The 22,270-nt window shown below is 67.4% G+C and carries 29 protein-coding genes and 1 pseudogene; 29 read left to right on the plus strand and 1 reads right to left on the minus strand.

Features of this window, described 5'->3' with window-relative positions; genetic code table 11:
- Positions 1–21: 21 nt before the first annotated feature.
- From AOP78_RS01495 to AOP78_RS01555, 13 genes and pseudogenes are all read left to right on the plus strand, one after another.
- Positions 22–1,041, plus strand: a complete 1,020-nt coding sequence (locus tag AOP78_RS01495) for an amidohydrolase family protein (RefSeq protein WP_062200740.1) — start codon at positions 22–24, stop codon at positions 1,039–1,041.
- Complete coding sequence (locus tag AOP78_RS01500) at positions 1,038–2,417, plus strand: GMC family oxidoreductase (protein ID WP_062200741.1); 1,380 nt, start codon at positions 1,038–1,040, stop codon at positions 2,415–2,417. The genes AOP78_RS01495 and AOP78_RS01500 overlap by 4 nt, the downstream gene beginning before the upstream one ends.
- A 146-nt stretch (positions 2,418–2,563) precedes the next feature.
- Complete coding sequence (locus AOP78_RS01505; protein ID WP_083979673.1) at positions 2,564–3,883, plus strand: amidohydrolase family protein; 1,320 nt, start codon at positions 2,564–2,566, stop codon at positions 3,881–3,883.
- 41 nt (positions 3,884–3,924) lie between these two features.
- The gene (locus AOP78_RS01510) at positions 3,925–4,983 is read left to right on the plus strand and encodes an ABC transporter substrate-binding protein (RefSeq protein ID WP_083979675.1); all 1,059 of its coding nucleotides are present in this window, start codon (positions 3,925–3,927) and stop codon (positions 4,981–4,983) included.
- Between the two features lie 78 nt (positions 4,984–5,061).
- Positions 5,062–5,700, plus strand: coding sequence for a thiaminase II/PqqC family protein (locus AOP78_RS01515; RefSeq protein WP_062200742.1), 639 nt, complete (start codon positions 5,062–5,064; stop codon positions 5,698–5,700).
- Positions 5,697–6,548 (plus strand): ABC transporter permease, encoded by an 852-nt coding sequence (locus tag AOP78_RS01520; RefSeq protein WP_083979677.1) that lies wholly within the window; start codon positions 5,697–5,699, stop codon positions 6,546–6,548. Before AOP78_RS01515 ends, AOP78_RS01520 begins: the two co-directional genes overlap by 4 nt.
- Entirely contained in the window at positions 6,538–7,347 is an 810-nt protein-coding gene (locus AOP78_RS01525) for an ABC transporter ATP-binding protein (protein ID WP_083979679.1), read from the plus strand. The genes AOP78_RS01520 and AOP78_RS01525 overlap by 11 nt, the downstream gene beginning before the upstream one ends.
- 70 nt (positions 7,348–7,417) lie before the next feature.
- The gene (locus AOP78_RS01530; RefSeq protein ID WP_062200743.1) at positions 7,418–8,500 is read left to right on the plus strand and encodes an alkene reductase; all 1,083 of its coding nucleotides are present in this window, start codon (positions 7,418–7,420) and stop codon (positions 8,498–8,500) included.
- A 278-nt stretch (positions 8,501–8,778) separates the two neighbouring features.
- Positions 8,779–9,153 (plus strand): 30S ribosomal protein S12, encoded by a 375-nt coding sequence (gene rpsL, locus AOP78_RS01535; protein ID WP_062200744.1) that lies wholly within the window; start codon positions 8,779–8,781, stop codon positions 9,151–9,153.
- On the plus strand, positions 9,153–9,623 hold the full coding sequence (gene rpsG / locus AOP78_RS01540; protein WP_062200745.1) for a 30S ribosomal protein S7: 471 nt from the start codon (positions 9,153–9,155) through the stop codon (positions 9,621–9,623). Before rpsL ends, rpsG begins: the two co-directional genes overlap by 1 nt.
- Positions 9,624–9,665: 42 nt before the next feature.
- Positions 9,666–11,721, plus strand: a pseudogene (fusA, locus tag AOP78_RS01545) (elongation factor G).
- Between the two features lie 122 nt (positions 11,722–11,843).
- Positions 11,844–13,034 carry an elongation factor Tu gene (tuf, locus tag AOP78_RS01550; protein ID WP_062200746.1) on the plus strand — a complete coding sequence of 397 codons (1,191 nt, stop codon included), beginning with the start codon at positions 11,844–11,846 and terminating at the stop codon, positions 13,032–13,034.
- Positions 13,035–13,155: 121 nt separating this feature from the next.
- Positions 13,156–14,103, plus strand: coding sequence for a hypothetical protein (locus AOP78_RS01555; RefSeq protein ID WP_062200747.1), 948 nt, complete (start codon positions 13,156–13,158; stop codon positions 14,101–14,103).
- A gap of 4 nt (positions 14,104–14,107) precedes the next feature.
- On the opposite strand, the gene AOP78_RS01560 is transcribed toward AOP78_RS01555, so the two are convergent.
- The gene (locus tag AOP78_RS01560; RefSeq protein ID WP_062200748.1) at positions 14,108–14,665 is read right to left on the minus strand and encodes a hypothetical protein; all 558 of its coding nucleotides are present in this window, start codon (positions 14,663–14,665) and stop codon (positions 14,108–14,110) included.
- 289 nt (positions 14,666–14,954) lie between these two features.
- Between AOP78_RS01560 and rpsJ the strand changes: the two genes are divergently transcribed.
- The 16 genes from rpsJ to rpsH all read left to right on the plus strand — a co-directional run bounded on the left by rpsJ (position 14,955) and on the right by rpsH (position 22,254).
- Entirely contained in the window at positions 14,955–15,263 is a 309-nt protein-coding gene (gene rpsJ, locus AOP78_RS01565; protein ID WP_062200749.1) for a 30S ribosomal protein S10, read from the plus strand.
- 25 nt (positions 15,264–15,288) lie between these two features.
- Positions 15,289–15,951 (plus strand): 50S ribosomal protein L3, encoded by a 663-nt coding sequence (gene rplC / locus AOP78_RS01570; RefSeq protein ID WP_062200750.1) that lies wholly within the window; start codon positions 15,289–15,291, stop codon positions 15,949–15,951.
- A gap of 5 nt (positions 15,952–15,956) precedes the next feature.
- Positions 15,957–16,640: a 50S ribosomal protein L4 gene (rplD, locus tag AOP78_RS01575; RefSeq protein ID WP_062201662.1), complete on the plus strand. Its 684-nt coding sequence runs from the start codon at positions 15,957–15,959 to the stop codon at positions 16,638–16,640.
- 2 nt (positions 16,641–16,642) lie between these two features.
- Complete coding sequence (rplW, locus tag AOP78_RS01580) at positions 16,643–16,948, plus strand: 50S ribosomal protein L23 (protein ID WP_062200751.1); 306 nt, start codon at positions 16,643–16,645, stop codon at positions 16,946–16,948.
- Positions 16,949–16,968: 20 nt separating this feature from the next.
- Positions 16,969–17,805, plus strand: a complete 837-nt coding sequence (gene rplB / locus AOP78_RS01585; RefSeq protein WP_062200752.1) for a 50S ribosomal protein L2 — start codon at positions 16,969–16,971, stop codon at positions 17,803–17,805.
- A gap of 15 nt (positions 17,806–17,820) precedes the next feature.
- Complete coding sequence (rpsS, locus tag AOP78_RS01590; protein ID WP_062200753.1) at positions 17,821–18,099, plus strand: 30S ribosomal protein S19; 279 nt, start codon at positions 17,821–17,823, stop codon at positions 18,097–18,099.
- A 30-nt stretch (positions 18,100–18,129) separates the two neighbouring features.
- On the plus strand, positions 18,130–18,498 hold the full coding sequence (gene rplV / locus AOP78_RS01595; protein WP_062200754.1) for a 50S ribosomal protein L22: 369 nt from the start codon (positions 18,130–18,132) through the stop codon (positions 18,496–18,498).
- 4 nt (positions 18,499–18,502) lie between these two features.
- Positions 18,503–19,306: a 30S ribosomal protein S3 gene (rpsC, locus tag AOP78_RS01600; protein WP_062200755.1), complete on the plus strand. Its 804-nt coding sequence runs from the start codon at positions 18,503–18,505 to the stop codon at positions 19,304–19,306.
- A 2-nt stretch (positions 19,307–19,308) separates the two neighbouring features.
- Positions 19,309–19,728 (plus strand): 50S ribosomal protein L16, encoded by a 420-nt coding sequence (gene rplP / locus AOP78_RS01605; protein WP_062200756.1) that lies wholly within the window; start codon positions 19,309–19,311, stop codon positions 19,726–19,728.
- The gene (gene rpmC / locus AOP78_RS01610; protein WP_062200757.1) at positions 19,728–19,967 is read left to right on the plus strand and encodes a 50S ribosomal protein L29; all 240 of its coding nucleotides are present in this window, start codon (positions 19,728–19,730) and stop codon (positions 19,965–19,967) included. Before rplP ends, rpmC begins: the two co-directional genes overlap by 1 nt.
- A gap of 16 nt (positions 19,968–19,983) precedes the next feature.
- On the plus strand, positions 19,984–20,271 hold the full coding sequence (rpsQ, locus tag AOP78_RS01615; RefSeq protein ID WP_062200758.1) for a 30S ribosomal protein S17: 288 nt from the start codon (positions 19,984–19,986) through the stop codon (positions 20,269–20,271).
- A 61-nt stretch (positions 20,272–20,332) separates the two neighbouring features.
- Positions 20,333–20,707, plus strand: a complete 375-nt coding sequence (gene rplN, locus AOP78_RS01620) for a 50S ribosomal protein L14 (protein ID WP_062200759.1) — start codon at positions 20,333–20,335, stop codon at positions 20,705–20,707.
- Complete coding sequence (rplX, locus tag AOP78_RS01625) at positions 20,707–21,045, plus strand: 50S ribosomal protein L24 (RefSeq protein WP_062200760.1); 339 nt, start codon at positions 20,707–20,709, stop codon at positions 21,043–21,045. Before rplN ends, rplX begins: the two co-directional genes overlap by 1 nt.
- Positions 21,045–21,608, plus strand: coding sequence for a 50S ribosomal protein L5 (gene rplE / locus AOP78_RS01630; RefSeq protein ID WP_062200761.1), 564 nt, complete (start codon positions 21,045–21,047; stop codon positions 21,606–21,608). The genes rplX and rplE overlap by 1 nt, the downstream gene beginning before the upstream one ends.
- A 2-nt stretch (positions 21,609–21,610) precedes the next feature.
- Positions 21,611–21,796 (plus strand): type Z 30S ribosomal protein S14, encoded by a 186-nt coding sequence (locus AOP78_RS01635; RefSeq protein WP_062069937.1) that lies wholly within the window; start codon positions 21,611–21,613, stop codon positions 21,794–21,796.
- A 59-nt stretch (positions 21,797–21,855) separates the two neighbouring features.
- The gene (gene rpsH, locus AOP78_RS01640) at positions 21,856–22,254 is read left to right on the plus strand and encodes a 30S ribosomal protein S8 (RefSeq protein WP_062200762.1); all 399 of its coding nucleotides are present in this window, start codon (positions 21,856–21,858) and stop codon (positions 22,252–22,254) included.
- Positions 22,255–22,270 lie beyond the last annotated feature (16 nt).

Below are 22,270 nucleotides of genomic sequence, written 5' to 3' on the forward strand. Positions count from 1 at the left end.
GGGAAGGACACGACGAGACCCATGCAGATCGACGCGCACAACCACATCCTCTCGATGGGCACGGACGCCGAGTTCACGCTCGGCTACGGCCGCGAGGGGTCGCTGTGCATCTACCGGGCGCAGGACAAGCTGCCCACCCATCGGATGCCGACCGTAGGGGAGTGGGAGGAAATCGAGAAGGCCGACGGCAAGGACGGCTTCGGGGTGGTCGGGCCTGACGAGATCGTCGGCGCCCACCCGGGCTTCGACAAGTCCGTGATCCTCGCGGTGAGCCCCCAGTACCTGAACGGCCGACTGATGGGCACTGTCGACGTCTTCGACGTCACCGGTCTCGGGGGAGACCCGTCGCCGGAGCGATGCAACGAGTACATCGCGGGCTGCGTCGCGATGCAGCCCGACAAGCTCATCGGCTTCGCCTCGGTCAACCCCAAGCTGCGCGGGCCCAAGGCCGCCGTCGAGGAGCTCGGTTACGCGGTCGAGACCTTGGGCCTCAAGGGAGTGAAGCTCTACCCGATGTACCAGCACTGGTCGCCCGCCGACCGCGAGCTCGCCTTCCCGGTCTTCGAGGCCGCGAGGGACCTCGGGATCCCGGTCATGGTCCACCAGGCTGGGTCGACGCGGATCGATGCCAAGCTCGAGTACGCCCGTCCCGCGATGCTCGACGACGTCGGGCGCGAGTTCCGCGACCTCAGGGTGATCCTCGCGCACTGCGGGATCCCCTGGATCGACGAGGCGATGTTCATGCTCACCAAGCACCCGAACTTCTACACCGAGATCAGCTACCACATCGCGACGGTGACCCGGAGGGATCTGTTCCACTTCCTGCACCGCGCGGAGCCGTTCTTCGTGCCGCTCGAGAAGATCATGTTCGGCACCGACTTCCCCGGCTTCCTGTACGACCCCGTGGTGCTGCGCGAGAAGCTGCTCACGGTGAACGAGGAGGCGGCCCCGCTTGGCCTCCCCGAGATTCCCCAGCACAAGATCGACGGCGTCATGGGCGACAACTTCGCGCGTCTCGTGGGCCTGAAGGAGGACGCATGACCAAGCCTCGCATCGTCATCATCGGCGGCGGCAACGGTGGTCTGCTGTCGGCGCATCGTCTCGCCGACGTTGCCGACGTGACCATCCTCGAGGCCGGCATCGACCCTGGCGACCCCGTCCCGCACGAGTTCCTCCACGAGCACGCGTTCCCTGAGCACGACTGGGACTACACGAATGAGGACTCCGGACACCACCTGGTGCGCGGGCGTGTGCTCGGCGGCGGCTCAAGCGTCAATGCGGCCGCCGGCTCGCGTGGACAGCCCGCGGGATTCGAGGCCTGGGGCGAGGGCTGGCAGTGGGACGACCTGCAGCCGGCGATGCGCGCGCTCGAGACAGACGAGCAGTTCGGCTCCGAGCCGTACCACGGCGACACGGGCCCGATCAGGATCACGCGGCTCAAGCCCGGACCTCTCGATCTCGCGTTCTACGAGGCGTCGAAGGCCGCCGGTCACCCCGAGTGCCCTGATCACAACGCGCCCGGCACTCAGGGCTATGGGCCGTGGCCGACCAACCGTGTCGAGGGCGGTCGCTGGGGCGCTCTTGCGGCCGTCGCTCCGCTCGTGCGCGAGCGCGTGACCCTGCGCCCGTCGACCATGGTCGACCGCATTGTCGTGCAGGATGGCCGCGCCGTGGGCGTGGAGGTGAACGGCGGCGAGGAGGTCATCCCCGCCGACCTCGTAATCCTCTCCGCAGGCGCCTATGGGAGCCCCGAGGTGCTGTGGCGCTCGGGCATCGAGGCCCCTGAGATCGGCGAGGGTCTCCAGGATCACCCGTGGGTGATGATGAACGTGCTCGCGCGCGACGAGGACGACGTCATGGCGCGGCCCGTGAGCGGGTCCCTGCTGCGCGCCGGCGTCGCCGACGACCCGTCGGATGAGTTCCAGGTCTTCCCGTTCTCGACGTGGCTCTACGACCGCACCGCGCCAAGGAACAGCTACTCCGTCTCGGTTGCGCTCATGCAGCCCGAGAGCAGGGGGCGCGTGTACAGGGACGATGCGGGGGAGACCAGGATCAGCCTGGCCCACCTGAAGGACGCGTCGGACCTGGAGCGTATGGCCGTGGCGGTCCGGAGGACGGCCGCGATCATCGACGCGATGGCCGAGACGGGGATCGTGGCCGTGCCGGACGACGCGTGGTGGAAGCAGGACGACCTCACGTCTGCGCTACGTGAGCACGTCGAGACGTACAACCACCCGGTGGCCTCGTGCGGCATCGGGCGCACCGTCGACCGACGCCTGAACGTCGTCGGCGTCGAGGGGCTCAAGATCATCGACGCGTCCGTCATGCCTCGTATACCGGATGGCGGACCGAACCTTGTCACCATGGCGATCGGATGGATCGGGGGCGGGATCGTGCTCGAGGACCTCGGTCTCTGAGAGTCGCGTTTCGCCCACGTTACGGCGTGTAAACATCTCGCGACATGCCTTGTCGGTCGCCGCGAGCACCCCTAGGGTGATTGAAATATAAGATCTCAAATTTTCTATCCGGTACCTCAAATGTGCCGGAGACGAGGAGTCCGAGCATGGCAAGGACGCTGATCCGCCACGGCATGGTGCTCACACTCGACGCCGCCGGCACCTATCACGAGCAGGGCACCGTCGTGCTCGAGGACGACACGATCGTCGAGGTCGTCGCGGGTGACATCGCCCCCGCGATCGGGGAGACGAGCATCGACGCGACCGACATGATCGTCATGCCGGGGCTCGTCGACCTGCACTTCCACACCGCGCTGGGCAAGGGCTACAACGACCACATGCCGCTCTGGGAGTACCTGGACGAGTGCTGGTACCCGATGATCCGCGCGCTCGACCACGAGGCGGCGTACTGGGCAGCGCAGGCTTCTTACACCGAGGCCATCAAGAACGGCGTGACCACGGTCAACGACATGTACCGTCGGCTCGACGCGCTCGCCGACGCCGCGGACGAGATCGGCATCCGCGCGATCCTGTCCAACGACGTCGCGGACGATGAGTTCGACCTCGACACGCTCCAGGACAACGTCGACGCGTTCCACCGCGACCACGGCCGCGCGAACGATCGCATCCAGGTCCGCTTCGGCCTGGAATGGCTGCCGCTTGCCTCTCCCGAGCTCCTGCGGGACATGCGCGGCCTCGCCGACGAGCTCGGCATCGGGATCCACGCGCACCTCAACGAGTCGCTGTCCGAGGTCGAGAACTCGATCTCGCGGTTCGGCAAGCGCCCCACCGAGATGGCCTACGAGGCAGGCCTGCTCGGGCCGGACCTGGTCGCCGCGCACTGCGTGCACCTGAGCGATGACGAGATCCGCATGATGGCCGAGACCGGCACGCACATCTCCCACAACCCGAGCTCCAACGCGAAGCTGGGCAACGGCATCGCGAGGGTGCCCGAGTACCTCGCAGCGGGCATCAACGTCGGCCTCGGTCACGACGCCGTCGAGTGCAACAACAGCGGGGACATGTTCGAGGTGCTCAAGTACGCCTCGCTCATGCACCGCGCCAACCGCATCGACTCGTCGCTCATGCAGGCCGAGCAGGTGCTGCGCATGGCCACCAACAACGGCGCGAAGGCGCTTGGCGTCAAGGCCGGCAGCCTCGAGGCCGGCGCGAAGGCCGACGTGATCCTTGTCGACACGAACAGCGTCGAATTCACCCCGATGCTCCGCGACACCGCGACCCACCCGATGAGCCACCTGGTCTTCGCGGCCAACGGGTCCTCTGTCGACACCACCATCGTGGACGGGAAGGTGCTGATGCGTGGGCGTCAGCTCCTCACCGTCGACGAGGGCCGCGTGGTCTCCGAGGCCAACGCGGCCTTCCGCCGCACCATCGACCGCATGACGGTGGTCCGGCGCGAGCAGTAGCCCGCCCGCCAGCGCACCATCCCCAGGAAAGGTATGTCCCCATGATGCATCCCCGCCGCACCCACGCGACGGTCGGCCTCGCCGCGAGCTCGCTGCTCGTCCTCGCCGGCTGCTCGTCCACCGACGCCGCCGAGACCGACGCGTCGTCCGATGCCTCGACCGGCAGCGACTCCACGGAGCTGACCACGGTCCGTTTCACGCTCGACTGGACGCCGAACACCAACCACACCGGACTCTACGTCGCGATCGCGAACGGCTACTTCGAGGACGCGGGCATCGACGTCGAGGTGCTGCCCTACAACAGCTCCTCAGCCGAGACCCTCATCGACGCCGGCAGTGCCGAGTTCGGAATCACGGGCGAGGGGGGCCTGCTCTACGCGCACGCAGCCGGCGGCGACGTCGTCTCCGTCATGTCCGTCCTCCAGCACGAGGCGACCGCGCTCAGCGTGAGCGCGGACAGCGACTTCACGAGCCCGGCCGACCTCGACGGGACGACCTACGGCGGCTTCGGAACGGCGACCGAGGACGCGGTCAACGCGGCCGTCATCCAGGCGGCGGGTGGCACCGGCGACTACGACTCGGTGATCCTCGGCACGACGGCCTACGAGGCCCTCTACTCGGGCGACGTCGACTTCACCCAGGCGTTCGTGACCTGGGAGGGCATCGAGGCCGACCTTCAGGGCACCCCCATGAACTACTTCTACCCGACCGACTACGGCTTCCCGGATGAGTACTCGATCGTGGTCGCCGGATCCGAGTCATGGATCGAGGAGAACCCCGAGGCCGCGGCCGCGTTCGTGCAGGCGCTTCAGGAGGGTTACGAGTATGCCGCCGAGAACCCGGACGAGGCCGCGCAGATCCTCATCGACGCGAACCCCGACGTGCTCACGGAGGAGGACCTCGTGCTCCAGAGCCAGGAGATGATCTCGGCCGACTACCTGCTCGACGACAACGGCGAGGTCGGTACTCAGACCGAGGCCATGTGGGCAGACCTGGGCGCCTTCTACTACGAGAACGGCCTGCTCGCGGACGCGGACGGCAACGCCCTCACCGAGGAGCCCGACTGGACCGAGTTCTACGACGCCGACCTGGTCGACTGACCTGATCACCGCGAAGGTGCGGGGCGCCCGACCAGAGTCGTGCGCCCCGCACTTCAGCCTCACGACAAGGACGCTCGCATGCACGACACGCAGCCCCTCGCCACGCGGCTCAAGGCGCTCGTGGAGGAGGCCGCCGCCACCTGGCCCTCGCTGCCGCTGCTCACCGGCGTCGCGGCCGGCACGCTCGACACCGCGATCTTCCGCCACTACCTCGAGCAGGACTACCTCTACCTGCGCTACTACGCGCGGCTCTTCTCGCGCCTCGCCGCGTTCAGCCCCGACGAGGACCTCGAGCACTCGGTGCGGCTCGCCTACGGCATCTTCGCCGTGGAGCTCGACCGGCACATCGAGAATTCCGGGCCCTTCGAGTGTGACTTCGACTCGGCCACGCCGTCCCGCGAGACCGCGGCCTACATGGACTTCTACGACTCCCTGGCGCATGACAGGGACGCCACTCTCGTCGCGATGCTCCCGTGCCTGTACGGCTACACCGTCGCCCTGTCACGGGTGCGCGTCGAGGATCGCGAGAGCCCCTACGCCGCTTGGGTGGACGTCTACTCGAGCGGAGACTACGCGGACATGATCGACCGCCACTGCGCGATGATCGACCGCTCCGGGATCGACCCGGACCTCGCACGCAACGTGCTCGACCGAGGGCTCCAGCTCGAGATCGAGTTCTGGAACCAACTACCCGCACACCTGGAGGCCGCCTCATGACCGCAGTCCCCGCCCAGGACGAGAAGCCCATCCCCGAGACCGCGCATCTGCGCCGCGCGAGACGACCGCGCCTGCCGTCCTGGGTGGGCCTCGCGCTGCCGCCCCTGCTGATCTCCCTCGGGATCCTGGCCGCGTGGCAGATCATCGTCGACCACTTCGAGCTCCGAGCCCAGATCCTTCCGTCCCCGATCAGGATCGTCACCGCTGGCTGGTCCCAGGCCGACATCATCTGGGGCCATGCGCTCGCGACCCTCCAGGTCACCGCCGTCGGGTTCACCGCGGCGCTCGTGGTGGCGTGGATCATCGCCGTCGCGGTCGACTTCTCGCCGTGGCTGCGCCGCGGCATCATGCCGTTGCTCGTCGCGTCACAGACCATCCCGGTCATCGCCATCGCTCCGCTCATGATCATCTGGTTCGGCTTCGGACTGCTCCCCAAGGTCATCGTGGTCGCGCTCGTCACGTTCTTCCCGGTCACCGTCGGCCTCATCGAGGGGTTCGCCAAGACCGACCGCGAGGCCGGGGCCCTTCTCAGCTCGATGGGCGCCGGAAGGTGGAAGCTGTTCCGGTACGCGAGGCTCCCTTCCGCCCTCCCGTCGTTCTTCACCGCGCTGCGCATCTCGATCGTCTATGCCGTCACGGGCGCGATCTTCTCGGAGTACGTGGGCGCGAAGAGCGGCCTCGGCATCTACATGTCCATGCAGAAGAACGCGTTCCGCACCGACCTCGTCCTCGCGGCCGTCGCCGTCACGGCGGTCGTCAGCATCACCCTGTACCTGTCCACGTTCCTGGTCGAGCGGCTCGTGATCCCGTGGGCCTCCAAGGAGAGGAGGGCCCGCCGTGGCCATTGAAGCGAAGACCCCCAAGATCGAGATCGTCGACGTCCACAAGCAGTTCGCCGTCCCCGGCGGGGAGCGGCAGGTGGTCGACGGTGTGTCGTTCGAGGTGAATCGGGGCGAGTTCGTCGCGGTGATCGGACCCTCGGGCTGCGGCAAGTCCACGTTGTTCAACATCATGGCGGGCCTCGAGGAGCCCACGTCCGGCGAGCTGAAGGTCGACGGCGCGGACGCGATCGGTGTCCGGGAGAACGTCGCGTACATGCCGCAGAAGGACCTCCTGTTCCCGTGGCGCACGATCGCGGAGAACTGCGCTCTGGGCCTCGAGGTGCAGGGTGTGTGGAAGCTCGAGGCGCGCAAGCGTGCTCGAGACCTGTTCGCGACCTTCGGGCTGTCGGGCTTCGAGGACTCGCATCCGTTCGAGCTCTCGGGTGGCATGCGGCAGCGCGCGGCGTTGCTTCGCACCGTTGTCCAGGGCCGCGACATCCTCCTGCTCGACGAGCCGTTCGGCGCCCTCGACTCCCTCACCCGCATCGAGATGCAGAACTGGCTGCAGGGGGTGTGGGCCAAGCACGAGTGGACCGCAGTGATGATCACCCACGACATTCGTGAGGCGATCTACCTCGCCGACCGCGTCATCGTCCTGAGCGCGAGGCCCACGAGCGTGCGCCTCAACGTCGAGATCGACCTCCCGCGACCTCGCGAGCTGTCGGTGATCACGTCGCCCGAGTTCGCCGCCATCGAGGAGCAGCTCATCGAGACGCTGCACGAGGAGTCGCGCAAGGCCCTCGAGCTGCAGGGGACGCTGCTCTGAGCATGACCTGAACGCCGCCGGGCGGGACCGCGCCCCCACGCGGTCCCGCCCCGAGGAAGGACTCACGACGATGCCGGACGCCTTCGCGCCCTACGACCTCGCCGGCACCGTCCTGGCCAATCGCATCGTCATGGCGCCCATGACGCGGTGCAGAGCCGGCGGGGGCGGGACAGCCACCCCGCTCATGGCGCGGTACTACGCGCAGCGCGCGAGCGCGGGGCTCATCATCACCGAGGGGATCCAGCCCTCCGCGATCGGTCAGGGCTATCCGTGGACGCCGGGGCTTCATACCGACGCGCAGCAGCGTTCGTGGCGGCAGGTGACCGAGTCGGTCCATGCCGCGGGCGGACGCATCGCGGCGCAGCTCATGCACGCGGGCCGCGTCTCTCACCCGACCGTCCATGGTGGGGACTTGCCCGTGGCGCCGTCCCCCGTGCGAGCGGACCGGAAGGTCTTCACCCCCACCGGGATGAGCGACATGGTCGAGCCTCGCGCGCTCTCGGGCGAGGAGATCGCGCGCACGGTCGACGACTTCGCGATCGCCGCGCGGCGGGCCATGGACGCTGGCTTCGACGCCGTGGAGATCCACGGCGCCAACGGGTACCTCGTGCATCAGTTCCTGGACCCGGGTTCCAACCTCAGGGACGATGCGTGGGGCGGGGACGCGTCGCGCCGCATCAGGTTCGCGGTGGAGGTCGCGCGCGCGGTCGCGGCGGAGGTCGGGCCGGACCGGGTGGGCGTGCGGCTGTCTCCGGGAGGGGGAAGGTCGTCCGGAGCCGAGGAGGATCACGACGCGCTCGCCGACACCTATGTCCCGCTCGCGCGGGCTCTGAGCGAGATCGGGATAGGGGCGCTCCACCTCGTGGAGTCGGGCGGCCGCGAGTTGACGTGGGAGATCAGAGCCTCGTGCCGAGGCACGTTGATCCTCAACCCGGCCGCGGGCGCGAGCGACGAGGCGGCCCGAGCGGGTCTCGCAGCGATCGACGAAGGCGCCGCCGACCTCGTGTCGTACGCGCGCCTGTTCCTCGCCAACCCGGACCTGCCGCAGCGCCTGGTCCGCGGCGGTCCGTACAACGTGGCTGATCGAGCGACGTTCTACGGGGGCGCTGAGAAGGGATATATCGACTATCCGTCGCTCGAGCGGCTCCCATGACGGGTTCGCCCGAGCACGGGAAGCGCCGCGCGCGCGAGCACGGAGGCGAGAGCGTAGCATCGGAAGGGTTCTACGGATGGTTGCCGTGCCCGCGCGCCTCGCCGCCTCACTTTTGACGACGGCCGCGCCTGCAGGTACAGTTGACGTTCGTGCCCGCGTCATCGGGCCCTCACGCGCGCCCTTCCGGGCGCAACCAACCAGGTTCGACACGCCCGGGCGCGGGGGTCGGACGCCGCCCGCAGAGTTTCACATTCGATTCACCGAAGTTCGGAGATGTAGTGCCTACGATTCAGCAGCTGGTCAGGAAGGGTCGCCACCCCAAGGCCTCCAAGACCAAGACCCCGGCTCTCAAGGCGAGCCCCCAGCGTCGTGGCGTGTGCACCCGCGTGTACACCACGACCCCCAAGAAGCCGAACTCGGCGCTGCGCAAGGTCGCGCGTGTTCGTCTGTCCTCCGGCATCGAGGTCACCGCGTACATCCCCGGTGAGGGCCACAACCTGCAGGAGCACTCGATCGTCCTCGTCCGTGGCGGTCGTGTGAAGGACCTCCCCGGTGTCCGCTACCGCATCGTCCGTGGCTCGCTCGACACCCAGGGTGTCAAGGGCCGTCAGCAGGCCCGCAGCCGTTACGGCGCGAAGAAGGAGAAGAAGTAGTGCCTCGCAAGGGACCGGCGCCGAAGCGCCCCATCATCAACGACCCCGTCTACGGTGCGACCGTCGTCACCCAGCTGATCAACAAGATCCTGCTGGACGGCAAGAAGTCCGTCGCCGAGGCCATCGTCTACGACGCCCTCGAGGGTGTCCGTGAGAAGTCCGGCCAGGACCCCGTCGTCGTGCTCAAGCGTGCGCTCGACAACATCCGCCCCGCGCTCGAGGTCCGCTCGCGCCGCGTCGGTGGTGCGACCTACCAGGTGCCGGTCGACGTCCGTCCGGTCCGCGCGACCACCCTCGCGCTCCGCTGGCTGGTGGACTTCGCGCGTCAGCGTCGCGAGCACACCATGACCGAGCGTCTCATGAACGAGATCCTCGACGCCTCGAACGGCCTCGGTGCCGCGGTCAAGCGCCGCGAGGACATGCACAAGATGGCCGAGTCGAACAAGGCCTTCGCGCACTACCGCTGGTAGTAGTCGCTCACCCCTCTACGGAATCCCCAAGGAGAACCACTCGTGGCACAGGACGTGCTCACGGACCTCACGAAGGTCCGCAACATCGGCATCATGGCGCACATCGATGCCGGCAAGACCACCACCACCGAGCGCATCCTGTTCTACACGGGTGTGAACTACAAGATCGGTGAGACCCACGACGGCGCGTCGACGACCGACTGGATGGAGCAGGAGCAGGAGCGCGGCATCACCATCACCTCCGCCGCGGTGACCTGCTTCTGGGACAACAACCAGATCAACATCATCGACACCCCGGGTCACGTGGACTTCACGGTCGAGGTTGAGCGTTCGCTGCGAGTGCTCGACGGCGCGGTCGCCGTGTTCGACGGCAAGGAGGGCGTGGAGCCCCAGTCGGAGAACGTGTGGCGCCAGGCCGACAAGTACGACGTCCCCCGCATCTGCTTCGTCAACAAGATGGACAAGCTGGGCGCGGACTTCTACTTCACGGTCGAGACCATCGTGAAGCGCCTCGGCGCCAAGCCGCTGGTCATCCAGCTGCCCATCGGCGCGGAGAACGACTTCGTCGGCATCGTCGACCTGGTCGAGATGAACGCCAAGGTGTGGCCCGGCGACGCCAAGGGCGACGTGACCATGGGCGCCGAGTACGAGACGACCTCGATCCCCGCGGACCTCCAGGACAAGGCCGAGGAGTACCGCGCGGCCCTCCTCGAGACCGTGGCGGAGGCGGACGACGAGCTGCTCGAGAAGTACCTCGGCGGCGAGGAGCTGACGACCGCTGAGATCGGCGTTCAAGAACCGCGGCGTGCAGCCCATGCTCGACGCCGTGATCGACTACCTGCCGGGCCCGACCGACGTCCCCGCGATCAAGGGTCACGACGCCAAGGACCCCGAGATCGAGATCGAGCGCCACGCTGACGCCGAGGAGCCGTTCTCGGCCCTCGCGTTCAAGGTGGTCTCGCACCCGTTCTTCGGTCGCCTCACCTACGTGCGCGTGTACTCGGGTCACCTCGAGACCGGCGCCCAGGTCATCAACTCGACCAAGGGCAAGAAGGAGCGCATCGGCAAGCTGTTCCAGATGCACGCCAACAAGGAGAACCCGGTCGAGTCGATCTCCGCTGGCCACATCTACGCCGTGATCGGCCTCAAGGACACCACCACGGGTGACACGCTGTGCAACCCGGACCACCAGGTCGTCCTCGAGTCCATGACCTTCCCGGAGCCCGTCATCGACGTGGCGATCGAGCCCAAGACCAAGGGCGACCAGGAGAAGCTGTCGATCGCGATCCAGAAGCTCGCCGAGGAGGACCCGACCTTCCGCGTGCGCCTCGACGAGGAGACCGGCCAGACCGTCATCGGCGGCATGGGCGAGCTTCACCTCGACATCCTCGTGGACCGCATGCGTCGCGAGTTCAAGGTCGACGCGAACGTCGGAAAGCCGCAGGTCGCGTACCGCGAGACCATCCGCAAGACGGTCGACAAGTACGACTACACGCACAAGAAGCAGACCGGTGGCTCCGGCCAGTTCGCGAAGGTCCAGATCCGTCTCGAGCCGCTGCCCGCGGACTCCGAGGTGCTGTACGAGTTCGAGAACGCCGTGACCGGTGGTCGCGTGCCGCGCGAGTACATCCCGTCGGTCGACGCGGGTATGCAGAGCGCGATGGAGCTCGGCATCCAGGCCGGCTACCCGGTCGTGGGCGTCAAGGCCACGCTGCTCGACGGTGCCTACCACGACGTCGACTCCTCGGAGATGGCGTTCAAGATCGCCGGCTCGATGGCCTTCAAGGAGGCCGCGCGTCAGGCGAAGCCCGTCCTGCTCGAGCCGATGATGGCCGTCGAGGTCCGTACGCCCGAGGAGTACATGGGCGACGTCATCGGCGACATCAACTCGCGTCGCGGTCAGATCCGCCAGATGTCGGACGTGTCCGGCGTCAAGCTGGTCGACGCGCTCGTGCCGCTGTCGGAGATGTTCGGCTACGTCGGCGACCTGCGGTCGAAGACGTCCGGACGCGCCGTCTACTCGATGGTGTTCGACAGCTATGCAGAGGTCCCGAAGGCTGTGGCCGACGAGATCATCGCCAAGACCCGGGGCGAGTAGTCCCCACCGGTCGGAAGAATAAGAAACAATAGCGACCAGTAGGGATGACGCCCTCGATGGCGATGCGCCATCGTTCGGACTAGCATTCTTACCCGAGTCTCATCAATCAGGAGGAACACCTCATGGCTAAGGCCAAGTTCGAGCGGACCAAGCCGCACGTCAACATCGGTACCATCGGTCACGTCGACCACGGCAAGACCACGCTGACCGCTGCGATCTCGAAGGTCCTGCACGACCTGTACCCGGACCTGAACCCGTTCACCCCGTTCGAGGACATCGACAAGGCTCCCGAGGAGCGCGAGCGCGGTATCACGATCAACATCGCGCACATCGAGTACGAGACCGCGAAGCGCCACTACGCGCACGTCGACGCCCCGGGTCACGCTGACTACATCAAGAACATGATCACCGGTGCCGCCCAGATGGACGGCGCGATCCTCGTGGTCGCCGCGACCGATGGTCCGATGGCCCAGACGCGTGAGCACGTGTTGCTCGCCAAGCAGGTCGGCGTTCCCTACCTGCTCGTCGCGCTGAACAAGTCCGACATGGTCGACGACGAGGAGATCCTCGAGCTCGTCGAGGTCGAGGTCCGTGACCTCCTGTCCTCGCAGGGCTTCGACGGCGACAACGCCCCCGTCATCCAGGTCTCGGCGCTCAAGGCGCTCGAGGGCGACGAGAAGTGGGTCAAGTCGGTTCAGGACCTCATGGAGGCCGTGGACGAGAACGTCCCGGAGCCCGTCCGCGACATGGACAAGGCGTTCCTGATGCCGATCGAGGACGTCTTCACGATCACCGGTCGTGGCACCGTCGTCACCGGCAAGGTCGAGCGCGGCAAGCTCAAGATCAACTCGGAGGTCGAGATCCTCGGCATCCGCGAGCCGCAGAAGACCACCGTCACCGGCATCGAGATGTTCCACAAGTCGATGGACGAGGCGTGGGCCGGCGAGAACTGCGGTCTGCTGCTCCGCGGCACCAAGCGCGAGGACGTCGAGCGTGGCCAGGTCGTGGTTACCCCCGGTACCACCACCCCGCACACGAACTTCGAGGGTCGCTGCTACATCCTCAACAAGGACGAGGGTGGCCGCCACAACCCGTTCTACACGAACTACCGCCCGCAGTTCTACATCCGCACGACGGACGTGACCGGCGTCATCTCGCTGCCCGAGGGTACCGAGATGGTCATGCCCGGTGACACCACCGACATGACGGTCGAGCTCATCCAGCCCATCGCCCTCGAGGAGGGCCAGGGCTTCGCGATCCGCGAGGGTGGCCGCACCGTCGGTTCAGGTACCGTCACCAAGATCATCAAGTAACTGATGGTCGCGTAGTTCCTACGCTTCACACGAAGGCCCCTCGGCTTCTGCCGGGGGGCCTTCGTCGTACCTGGCTGCGCACTGGACGGCCAAGCACCGTCCTGGCTGTTAGCGTGGGCGCGTGGCTGCAGTCCTGACCAGGGCCGAGAGGCTCGCTCGCTCCGTCGCCGTGTGGGATCCCCACCGCGACACCGCCCACGCCTGCCTGCTGAGCGGCAGCGGACGCTCAGGCACCACGTGGCTGATGGAGGCCTACGCGCGCGCGGGACGGCTGCGCCCCATCTTCGAGCCCTTCCGGCCCGATCTTGATGCGCGCTTCAGCGACCTGCGTCCCGGCCGCTACGTCCCGGTCGACGCGCCGCGCCTGCCGTCCCAGGAGGCCGTCGAGGACGTGCTGACGGGACGCTACCGCCACCCGTGGGCCGACCAGGAGGCGTCTCTCAATCCGCTCACCCGCTATCGCGGCCGGCTCATCAAGGAGATCCGTTTCCCGATGTGGGCGGGATGGGTGGCGCACCGCCACCCCGACGTCCGCATCGTCCATGTGATCCGGCACCCGCTCGCGACGCTGAGCAGCCAGAGCGTCCTCGGCTGGTCGCCCGAACGGATGGACTACATGATGGCGCAGCCCGAGCTCGTCGACGGGCTCCTCAGTGACCTTCCGTTGCGCGAGCTCGCGGTCGCGGACGACGACACCGCGCTCGTCACCCGCTGGGCCCTGGAGAACGTCACTGCGGCCAGGACGTACGGCGGCGACAGGACCGCGCTCGTGTCGTACGACGTGGCGCTCGAGGACCGGTCCGAGCTCGCGGCCGGCGCCGAGCGGTTCGGGATCGCCGACAGCGCGCTGACGGACCTCGACAAGCCCTCCAAGATGACGCATGCCAAGAGCTCGAACGCTCACGCGGGCAAGGACCCGCGCGCGTGGATGAAGCGCATCTCTCCCGAGCAGCAGCGATCGGCTGCACGGGTGCTCGAGGCGGTGGGGCTCGCTCAGGCGTTCCCCGCCGACGGCACGGTCGACCGTGCGGCGCTTCAGCGCTGGTGGGACTCCTGCGGGCGTCCCTGACGGATCAGGTCCAGCCCTCGCCGGCCGCGCGCTCGGTGATCAGCAGCGCGAACGTGTCCTGGGTCCCTCCCAGGAGGCTCGTCTCCGCGGCCTCGAGGCCCGCGGCGAGAGCGTCGTGGCAGGCATCGACGTCGCTCACGGTCTGGCCCGGCACGAGCTGTGCGTGCGCGACGACCGCGTCGCCGTGCTGCGAGACGGCCGTCAGCGTCGGACCCGTGTAGGCGCCGTCGTCGTCATACGCGCCGAGACCTCCGACGACCATGGCGTGCTCCCACCGCCACCGCAGGTCACGTGCGTAGGTGCGCAGGCGCGGGTGCGTGACGGTGTCGGGGAACCTGTCGACCGCCTGGGGGAGCCACGGCTCCATCCCGGAGCCGTGCAGGCGCCACGCGACCACCGCCGCAGGCACGAGGACGATGAGGGATGCGGCCGGGTGGAGCCACCACAGAAGGCCTGCGGGCACGCCGACGGCCACGATCGTCGCGACGGGACGGCGCCACGCGAGCAGGCCGTCGAGGGGCCTGGTGGGGCCGGGCGCGACCGCTGTCGTCGTGGTGGTCATGCGTGCTCCTTCACGTGGGACGGAGCGGGCTGCCGAAGGCCGGGCCTCTGGCGTGCGCGCCGTGCGTGTCCACGATACCCTTGACGACGGTTGCTGGAACGGTCTCCGTGTTGCGAGAGAGCCGTCGATCTGGCACACTATTCAGGTTGCCCATTGCGGGCAGCCACACGCTTCCCACGACCAACCGAGAAATCGGCCGGTCGGACGTGCGTCCTGAATGGGCGACACGCCCGAGCGCGGGGGTCGGGGGAGAGACCATAGTTGTACGAGAGAAAAGGCAGACCACGCCATGGCGGGACAGAAGATCCGCATCCGGCTGAAGAGCTACGACCACGAGGTCATCGACTCTTCCGCCCGCAAGATCGTCGAGACGGTCACGCGCGCTGGTGCGTCGGTGGTGGGACCCGTCCCGCTGCCCACCGAGAAGAACGTGTTCTGTGTGATCCGTTCGCCCCACAAGTACAAGGACTCCCGCGAGCACTTCGAGATGCGCACCCACAAGCGCCTCATCGACATCGTGGACCCCACGCCCAAGGCCGTCGACTCGCTCATGCGTCTCGACCTCCCCGCGGTCGTGAACATCGAGATCAAGCTCTAGAGCTTCGTTAAGGACTTTCACCATCATGACTACGACTTCCAATGCCCAGCGCAACGTCACTGCGCTGCTTGGTACGAAGCTGGGCATGACGCAGGTGTGGGACGACGAGGGCCGGGTTGTCCCCGTCACCGTCGTCCAGGCTGACACCAACGTCGTGACCCAGGTGCGAACCGCTGACGCCGACGGCTACGAGGCCGTGCAGCTCGCGTTCGGCACCGTCGACCCCCGTCGCGTGACCGACCCGCTGAAGGGCCACTTCGAGAAGGCAGGCGTGACCCCGCGCCGCCACGTCGCCGAGGTCCGCACCGGCAACGCCTCCGAGTTCGAGCTCGGCCAGGAGCTGACCGTCGAGGTGTTCGAGGCCGGCCAGAAGGTCGACGTCACGGGCACGACGAAGGGTAAGGGCACCGCTGGTGTCATGAAGCGCCACGGCTTCAAGGGCGTGGGCGCCTCGCACGGTGCTCACCGCAACCACCGCAAGCCCGGCTCGATCGGTGGCGCGTCCTACCCGGCCCGCGTCTTCCGCGGCATCAAGATGGCCGGCCGTATGGGCAACGAGCGCAAGACCGTGCAGAACCTGACCATCCACTCGGTCGACGCCGAGAAGGGCCTGGTGCTCGTCAAGGGCGCCGTTCCCGGCAACAAGGGCGGCGTGGTGCTCATCCGCACCGCCGTGAAGGGTGCGTGAACCACATGGCTGACACGCTGACTGTCGACGTGGTCGACGCGAAGGGCAAGAAGTCCGGCACCGCCGAGCTTCCCGCCGAGATCTTCGACGCCGTCACCAACGTCCCGCTGATCCACCAGGTCGTCGTCGCCCAGCGCGCCGCCGCCCGCCAGGGCACGCACGCCACCAAGACCCGCGGCGAGGTCCGCGGTGGTGGCCGCAAGCCCTACAAGCAGAAGGGCACCGGTCGCGCCCGCCAGGGTTCGACCCGTGCGCCGCAGTTCGCCGGTGGTGGCACCGTTCACGGCCCGCAGCCGCGCGACTACTCGCAGCGCACCCCCAAGAAGATGAAGGTCGCCGCGCTCCGCGGCGCGCTGTCGGACCGCGCTCGCGCCGGTCGCGTGCACGTGCTCGCCTCCATCGTCTCGGACGCCCCCTCGACCAAGGCCGCTCTCGCGGTCATCAACGCCGCGACGGCCGGTCGCTCGGCCCTCGTGGTCCTCGAGCGCACCGACGAGCTCGCGTGGAAGTCGCTGCGCAACGCGGTCGACGTCCACGTCATCGCGGTCGACCAGCTCAACACGTACGACGTGCTCGTGAACGACGACACGGTGTTCACCTCGGGTGCTCTCGAGGCGTTCCTCGCCGGTCCCGCGACCGGCAAGTCGGTCACCGCCGTTGCCACCGAGTCCGAGGCGGAGGAGAAGTAAGCATGACCGCACTCAACAAGGACCCCCGTGACATCCTGATCCGTCCCATCGTGTCGGAGAAGAGCTACGGCCTGATGGACGAGGGCAAGTACACGTTCGAGGTCGCGCCGAGCGCCAACAAGACGGAGATCAAGATCGCCGTCGAGCAGATCTTCGGCGTGAAGGTGACCTCGGTGAACACCATCAACCGCAAGGGCAAGGCGCGTCGCACGCGCTTCGGCCTCGGCAAGCGCAAGGACGTCAAGCGCGCGATCGTCACCGTCGGTGGCGGTGCTGCGCTCGACATCTTCAGCGGCCGGGTCGGCTAGTAAGGCAAGGAACAGGACCCATGGCTATTCGCAAGTACAAGCCGACGACTCCGGGCCGCCGCGGCTCGTCCGTCGCTGACTTCGTCGAGGTGACCCGTTCGGAGCCCGAGAAGTCGCTCGTCCGCCCCCTTCACAAGAAGGGCGGCCGCAACAACACCGGTCGCATCACCACCCGTCACCAGGGTGGCGGTCACAAGCGCGCCTACCGCGTGATCGACTTCCGTCGTCACGACAAGGACGGCGTGCCCGCGACCGTCGCGCACATCGAGTACGACCCCAACCGCACGGCGCGCATCGCGCTCCTGCACTACGCGGACGGCGAGAAGCGCTACATCATCGCGCCGAACAAGCTCCAGCAGGGCGACCCGATCGAGGCCGGCGCTGGTGCCGACATCAAGCCCGGCAACAACCTGCCGCTGCGCAACATCCCGACCGGTACGGTCATCCACGCCATCGAGCTCAAGCCCGGTGGCGGCGCGAAGATCGCCCGTTCGGCCGGCGCCTCGGTGCAGCTCGTCGCCAAGGACGGCCCCTACGCCCAGCTGCGTATGCCGTCCGGCGAGATCCGCAACGTGGACGCGCGCTGCCGCGCCACGATCGGCGAGGTCGGCAATGCCGAGCAGTCGAACATCAACTGGGGCAAGGCCGGCCGCATGCGCTGGAAGGGCAAGCGCCCGACCGTGCGTGGTGTCGTCATGAACCCGGTGGACCACCCCCACGGTGGTGGTGAGGGCAAGACCTCGGGTGGTCGTCACCCGGTCTCGCCTTGGGGCAAGCCTGAGGGCCGCACCCGCAAGCCGAACAAGGAATCCGACAAGCTCATTGTGCGCCGTCGTCGCACGGGCAAGAAGCGCTAAGAAGGAGTCGCACAGATGCCTCGCAGCCTGAAGAAGGGCCCGTTCGTCGACGACCACCTCGCCAAGAAGGTGGACGCCCAGAACGAGGCGGGTACGAAGAACGTCATCAAGACCTGGTCGCGCCGTAGCGTCATCACGCCGGACTTCCTGGGTCACACCTTTGCCGTGCACGACGGCCGCAAGCACGTCCCGGTGTTCGTCACCGAGTCGATGGTCGGCCACAAGCTGGGCGAGTTCGCCCCGACGCGCACGTTCAAGGGCCACGTCAAGGACGACCGCAAGGGCCGCCGCTAAGGCGCCCGAGCAAGGTAAGAGGAGTTAGAGATGGAAGCCAAGGCGCAGACGCGGTACCTCCGCGTGACCGCCCAGAAGGCTCGCCGCGTCGTGAACCTCGTCCGTGGTCAGAACGCCGTCGAGGCAGCAGCCTCGCTGAAGTTCCAGCCGCAGGCGGTGTCCGTCGACGTGCGCAAGCTCATCGAGTCGGCGATCGCCAACGCTCGTGTCAAGGCCGACCAGGCCGGCGAGCGCTTCGATGAGAACGAGCTCGTGATCAAGGAGATCATGGTGGACGAGGGTCCGACCATGAAGCGCATCCAGCCGCGCGCCCAGGGCCGCGCTGGTCGCATCCTGAAGCGCTCGTGCCACATCACCGTCACCGTCGCGACCCCGGTCGCCGTCAAGGAAGGGGTGTAACCCTATGGGCCAGAAGGTCAACCCCCACGGCTACCGCCTGGGCATCACCACCGACCACCGGTCGCGCTGGTTCGCCGACTCGACCAAGCCGGGCGAGCGCTACCGCGACTACGTGAACGAGGACGTCAAGATCCGCAAGCTCATGTCTCAGGGCCTCGAGCGCGCCGGCGTCTCGAAGGTTGAGATCGAGCGCACGGGTGGCCGCGTCCGCGTGGACCTGCACACCGCTCGTCCGGGCATCGTCATCGGCCGCCGCGGTGCGGAGGCCGACAAGCTGCGCGCCAACCTCGAGAAGCTGACCGGCAAGCAGGTTCAGCTCAACATCCTCGAGGTGAAGAACGCCGAGGTCGACGCTCAGCTCGTCGCCCAGGGCATCGCCGAGCAGCTCGCGTCCCGCGTCTCGTTCCGTCGCGCCATGCGCAAGGGCATCCAGTCGGCGCTGCGCGCCGGCGCCAAGGGTGTCCGCGTGCAGTGCTCGGGCCGCCTCGGTGGCGCCGAGATGTCGCGCTCGGAGTTCTACCGCGAGGGCCGTGTGCCTCTGCACACGCTCCGCGCCAACATCGACTACGGCTTCTTCGAGGCCCGCACCACGTTCGGTCAGATCGGCGTCAAGGTGTGGATCTACAAGGGCGACATGACCGAGAAGGAGTGGGCGGCCGAGCAGGCCAAGGCCCCTCGTCCCCAGCGTGGTCGTGGTGACCGCGGTGGCCGCGGCCCGCGCCGCGACTCGGCCCCTCGCTCGGACGCCCCGAAGGCCGACGCACCCGCCGCTGAGGCCCCCGCGGCCGACGCCGGCAAGGAGGGCTAAGAATGCTTATTCCCCGTCGAGTCAAGTACCGCAAGCAGCACCACCCGGGACGCTCGGGCGCTGCGACGGGCGGCACCGAGGTGTCGTTTGGCGACTACGGCATCCAGGCTCTCGAGCCCGCCTACGTCACCAACCGCCAGATCGAGGCGGCCCGTATCGCGATGACGCGTCACATCAAGCGTGGCGGAAAGGTGTGGATCAACATCTACCCCGACCGTCCGCTGACCAAGAAGCCTGCCGAGGTCCGCATGGGCTCCGGTAAGGGTTCGCCCGAGTGGTGGGTCTCCAACGTGAAGCCCGGCCGCGTCCTGTTCGAGCTCGCCGGTGTTCCGGAGGAGCTGGCCCGTGAGGCCATGCGTCGTGCGCAGCACAAGCTGCCGATGAAGACCCGTTTCGTTTCCCGTGAGGGTGGTGACATCTGATGGCTATCGGTACCAAGGGCCTGCTGCCCGCCGAGCTGGACGCCATGGAGGACGAGCGCCTCGTGGAGGAGCTCAAGAAGGCGAAGGCTGAGCTGTTCAACCTGCGCTTCCAGTCGGCCACCGGCCAGCTGGAGAACCACGGTCGCCTCAAGGCCGTGAAGCGCGACATCGCCCGCATCTACACCATCCTGCGCGAGCGTGAGCTCGGCATCCGCACCGCCCCCACGGCGAAGCAGTAAGGCAAGGTAGGAGACCATGTCTAGCGACAACGAGACGACGGCCACCGCCGCTGAGCGCGCCGACCGCAAGACGCGCCGCGGATACGTGGTGTCGGACAAGATGAACAAGACGATCACCGTCGAGGTGGAGGACCGCGTCAAGCACCCCCTCTACGGCAAGGTGATGCGTCGCAGCAGCAAGATCAAGGCCCACGACGAGGCCAACACCGCCGGTGTCGGCGACCTCGTCGTCGTGATGGAGACCCGTCCGCTTTCCGCTTCCAAGCGGTGGCGCCTGGTCGAGATCGTCGAGAAGGCCAAGTAACGAAGGTTCGACCAGGCTCGTGGCCTGAATCGCCGCGAGAACCAGACGACAGGAGACAGACATGATTCAGCAGGAGTCGCGACTGCGCGTCGCCGACAACACGGGTGCGAAGGAAGTCCTCTGCATCCGCGTGCTCGGTGGCTCCCAGCGTCGCTACGCCGGCATTGGCGACGTCATCGTCGCCACCGTCAAGGACGCGATCCCCGGCGGCAACGTCAAGAAGGGCGACGTCGTCAAGGCGGTCGTCGTTCGCACCGCCAAGGAGCGCCGTCGTCCCGACGGTTCCTACATCAAGTTCGACGAGAACGCAGCGGTCATCCTCAAGGGCTCGGACAGCACCGACCCGCGTGGTACCCGCATCTTCGGCCCGGTGGGCCGCGAGCTGCGTGACAAGAAGTTCATGAAGATCATCTCGCTGGCACCGGAGGTCATCTGATGGCGAAGATCAAGAAGGGCGACCTCGTGGTCGTCATCGCCGGACGCGACCGTGGCCAGCAGGGCCGCGTGCTCGAGGTCCACACCGAGACCGACCGCGTGGTCGTCGAGGGCGTCCAGCGTGTCACCAAGCACATCAAGCCGGGCACCCGCCGCGACAACCAGCAGGGCGGCCTCGTGACCGTCGAGGCTCCGATCCACATCTCCAACGTGATGCTCGTGGACCCGGAGACCAAGCAGGGCACGCGCGTGGGCTACCGCACCGAAGAGGTCGAGCGTGACGGCGTCAAGCGCGAGGTTCGCGTGCGCGTCGCCAAGCGTTCGGGGAAGGACGTCTGATGGCCGAGACCACCAGCACGCTGCCGCGTCTCAAGGAGAAGTACCGCGGTGACATCATCGCGGCCCTCCGCGAGGAGTTCGGCTACGAGAACATCAACCAGGTTCCCGGTCTGACCAAGATCGTGGTCAACATGGGTGTGGGCGAGGCCGCCAAGGACTCGAAGCTCATCACCGGTGCGATCGCGGACCTCACGGCCATCACCGGCCAGAAGCCGCAGGTCACCAAGGCCCGCAAGTCCATCGCGCAGTTCAAGCTGCGTGAGGGCCAGGAGATCGGCGCGCACGTCACGCTGCGCGGCGACCGCATGTGGGAGTTCCTCGACCGCCTGCTCTCGATCGCGCTTCCCCGTATCCGCGACTTCCGTGGCCTGAGCCCGAAGCAGTTCGACGGCAACGGCAACTACACCTTCGGTCTCAACGAGCAGTCGATGTTCCACGAGATCGACCAGGACAAGATCGACCGCGTGCGCGGCATGGACATCACTGTGGTGACCACCGCGTCGACCGACGCCGAGGGCCGCTCGCTGCTGAAGCAGCTGGGCTTCCCGTTCAAGGAGAAGTAAGCATGGCGAAGACCGCGCTGAAGAACAAGGCGGCCGGCAAGCAGAAGTTCGCCGTCCGCGCCTACACCCGGTGCCAGAAGTGCGGTCGTCCGCACTCGGTGTACCGCAAGTTCGGCCTGTGCCGTGTGTGCTTCCGTGAGATGGCGCACGCGGGCGAGCTGCCGGGTATCACCAAGAGCAGCTGGTAACTACTACGTCGCAGGTCCGTCGGTAGACGGAAACCACGGCGAGGAAGAGTGATTCACTCATGACGATGACTGACCCCATCGCAGACATGCTGACGCGTCTGCGCAACGCCAACACGGCGTACCACGACACTGTGTCGATGCCGCACTCGAAGCTCAAGGCGAACATCGCCACGATCCTCGAGTCGGAGGGCTACATCGCCGGCTCGAGCGTCGAGGACGCCGAGGTCGGCAAGACCCTGACCCTGACCCTCAAGTACGGCAACGGCCGCGAGCGTGCGCTCGCCGGCGTCCGCCGCATCTCGAAGCCCGGCCTCCGCGTGTACGCGAAGTCCACCAACCTGCCGAAGGTTCTCGGCGGGCTCGGCGTCGCGATTCTGTCCACCTCCTCCGGTCTCCTGACCGACCGCGAGGCTGAGAAGAAGGGCGTCGGCGGCGAGGTCGTCGCCTACGTCTGGTAACCGGAAAGGAGAACTG

This window comes from Demequina salsinemoris, from assembly GCF_000974805.1.
GTDB lineage: Bacteria > Actinomycetota > Actinomycetes > Actinomycetales > Demequinaceae > Demequina > Demequina salsinemoris.

Excerpts from the sequence above, each read along its gene's own strand:
- AOP78_RS01495 (WP_062200740.1), top strand. The coding sequence starts at position 22 with ATGCAGATCGACGCGCACAACCACATCCTCTCGATGGGCACGGACGCC.
- AOP78_RS01500 (WP_062200741.1), top strand. The coding sequence starts at position 1,038 with ATGACCAAGCCTCGCATCGTCATCATCGGCGGCGGCAACGGTGGTCTG.
- AOP78_RS01505 (WP_083979673.1), top strand. The coding sequence starts at position 2,564 with ATGGCAAGGACGCTGATCCGCCACGGCATGGTGCTCACACTCGACGCC.
- AOP78_RS01510 (WP_083979675.1), top strand. The coding sequence starts at position 3,925 with ATGATGCATCCCCGCCGCACCCACGCGACGGTCGGCCTCGCCGCGAGC.
- AOP78_RS01515 (WP_062200742.1), top strand. The coding sequence starts at position 5,062 with ATGCACGACACGCAGCCCCTCGCCACGCGGCTCAAGGCGCTCGTGGAG.
- AOP78_RS01520 (WP_083979677.1), top strand. The coding sequence starts at position 5,697 with ATGACCGCAGTCCCCGCCCAGGACGAGAAGCCCATCCCCGAGACCGCG.
- AOP78_RS01530 (WP_062200743.1), top strand. The coding sequence starts at position 7,418 with ATGCCGGACGCCTTCGCGCCCTACGACCTCGCCGGCACCGTCCTGGCC.
- tuf (WP_062200746.1), top strand. The coding sequence starts at position 11,844 with ATGGCTAAGGCCAAGTTCGAGCGGACCAAGCCGCACGTCAACATCGGT.
- AOP78_RS01560 (WP_062200748.1), bottom strand. The coding sequence starts at position 14,665 with ATGACCACCACGACGACAGCGGTCGCGCCCGGCCCCACCAGGCCCCTC.
- rpsJ (WP_062200749.1), top strand. The coding sequence starts at position 14,955 with ATGGCGGGACAGAAGATCCGCATCCGGCTGAAGAGCTACGACCACGAG.
- rplC (WP_062200750.1), top strand. The coding sequence starts at position 15,289 with ATGACTACGACTTCCAATGCCCAGCGCAACGTCACTGCGCTGCTTGGT.
- rplD (WP_062201662.1), top strand. The coding sequence starts at position 15,957 with ATGGCTGACACGCTGACTGTCGACGTGGTCGACGCGAAGGGCAAGAAG.
- rplW (WP_062200751.1), top strand. The coding sequence starts at position 16,643 with ATGACCGCACTCAACAAGGACCCCCGTGACATCCTGATCCGTCCCATC.
- rplB (WP_062200752.1), top strand. The coding sequence starts at position 16,969 with ATGGCTATTCGCAAGTACAAGCCGACGACTCCGGGCCGCCGCGGCTCG.
- rpsS (WP_062200753.1), top strand. The coding sequence starts at position 17,821 with ATGCCTCGCAGCCTGAAGAAGGGCCCGTTCGTCGACGACCACCTCGCC.
- rplV (WP_062200754.1), top strand. The coding sequence starts at position 18,130 with ATGGAAGCCAAGGCGCAGACGCGGTACCTCCGCGTGACCGCCCAGAAG.
- rpsC (WP_062200755.1), top strand. The coding sequence starts at position 18,503 with ATGGGCCAGAAGGTCAACCCCCACGGCTACCGCCTGGGCATCACCACC.
- rplP (WP_062200756.1), top strand. The coding sequence starts at position 19,309 with ATGCTTATTCCCCGTCGAGTCAAGTACCGCAAGCAGCACCACCCGGGA.
- rpmC (WP_062200757.1), top strand. The coding sequence starts at position 19,728 with ATGGCTATCGGTACCAAGGGCCTGCTGCCCGCCGAGCTGGACGCCATG.
- rpsQ (WP_062200758.1), top strand. The coding sequence starts at position 19,984 with ATGTCTAGCGACAACGAGACGACGGCCACCGCCGCTGAGCGCGCCGAC.
- rplN (WP_062200759.1), top strand. The coding sequence starts at position 20,333 with ATGATTCAGCAGGAGTCGCGACTGCGCGTCGCCGACAACACGGGTGCG.
- rplX (WP_062200760.1), top strand. The coding sequence starts at position 20,707 with ATGGCGAAGATCAAGAAGGGCGACCTCGTGGTCGTCATCGCCGGACGC.
- rplE (WP_062200761.1), top strand. The coding sequence starts at position 21,045 with ATGGCCGAGACCACCAGCACGCTGCCGCGTCTCAAGGAGAAGTACCGC.
- AOP78_RS01635 (WP_062069937.1), top strand. The coding sequence starts at position 21,611 with ATGGCGAAGACCGCGCTGAAGAACAAGGCGGCCGGCAAGCAGAAGTTC.
- rpsH (WP_062200762.1), top strand. The coding sequence starts at position 21,856 with ATGACGATGACTGACCCCATCGCAGACATGCTGACGCGTCTGCGCAAC.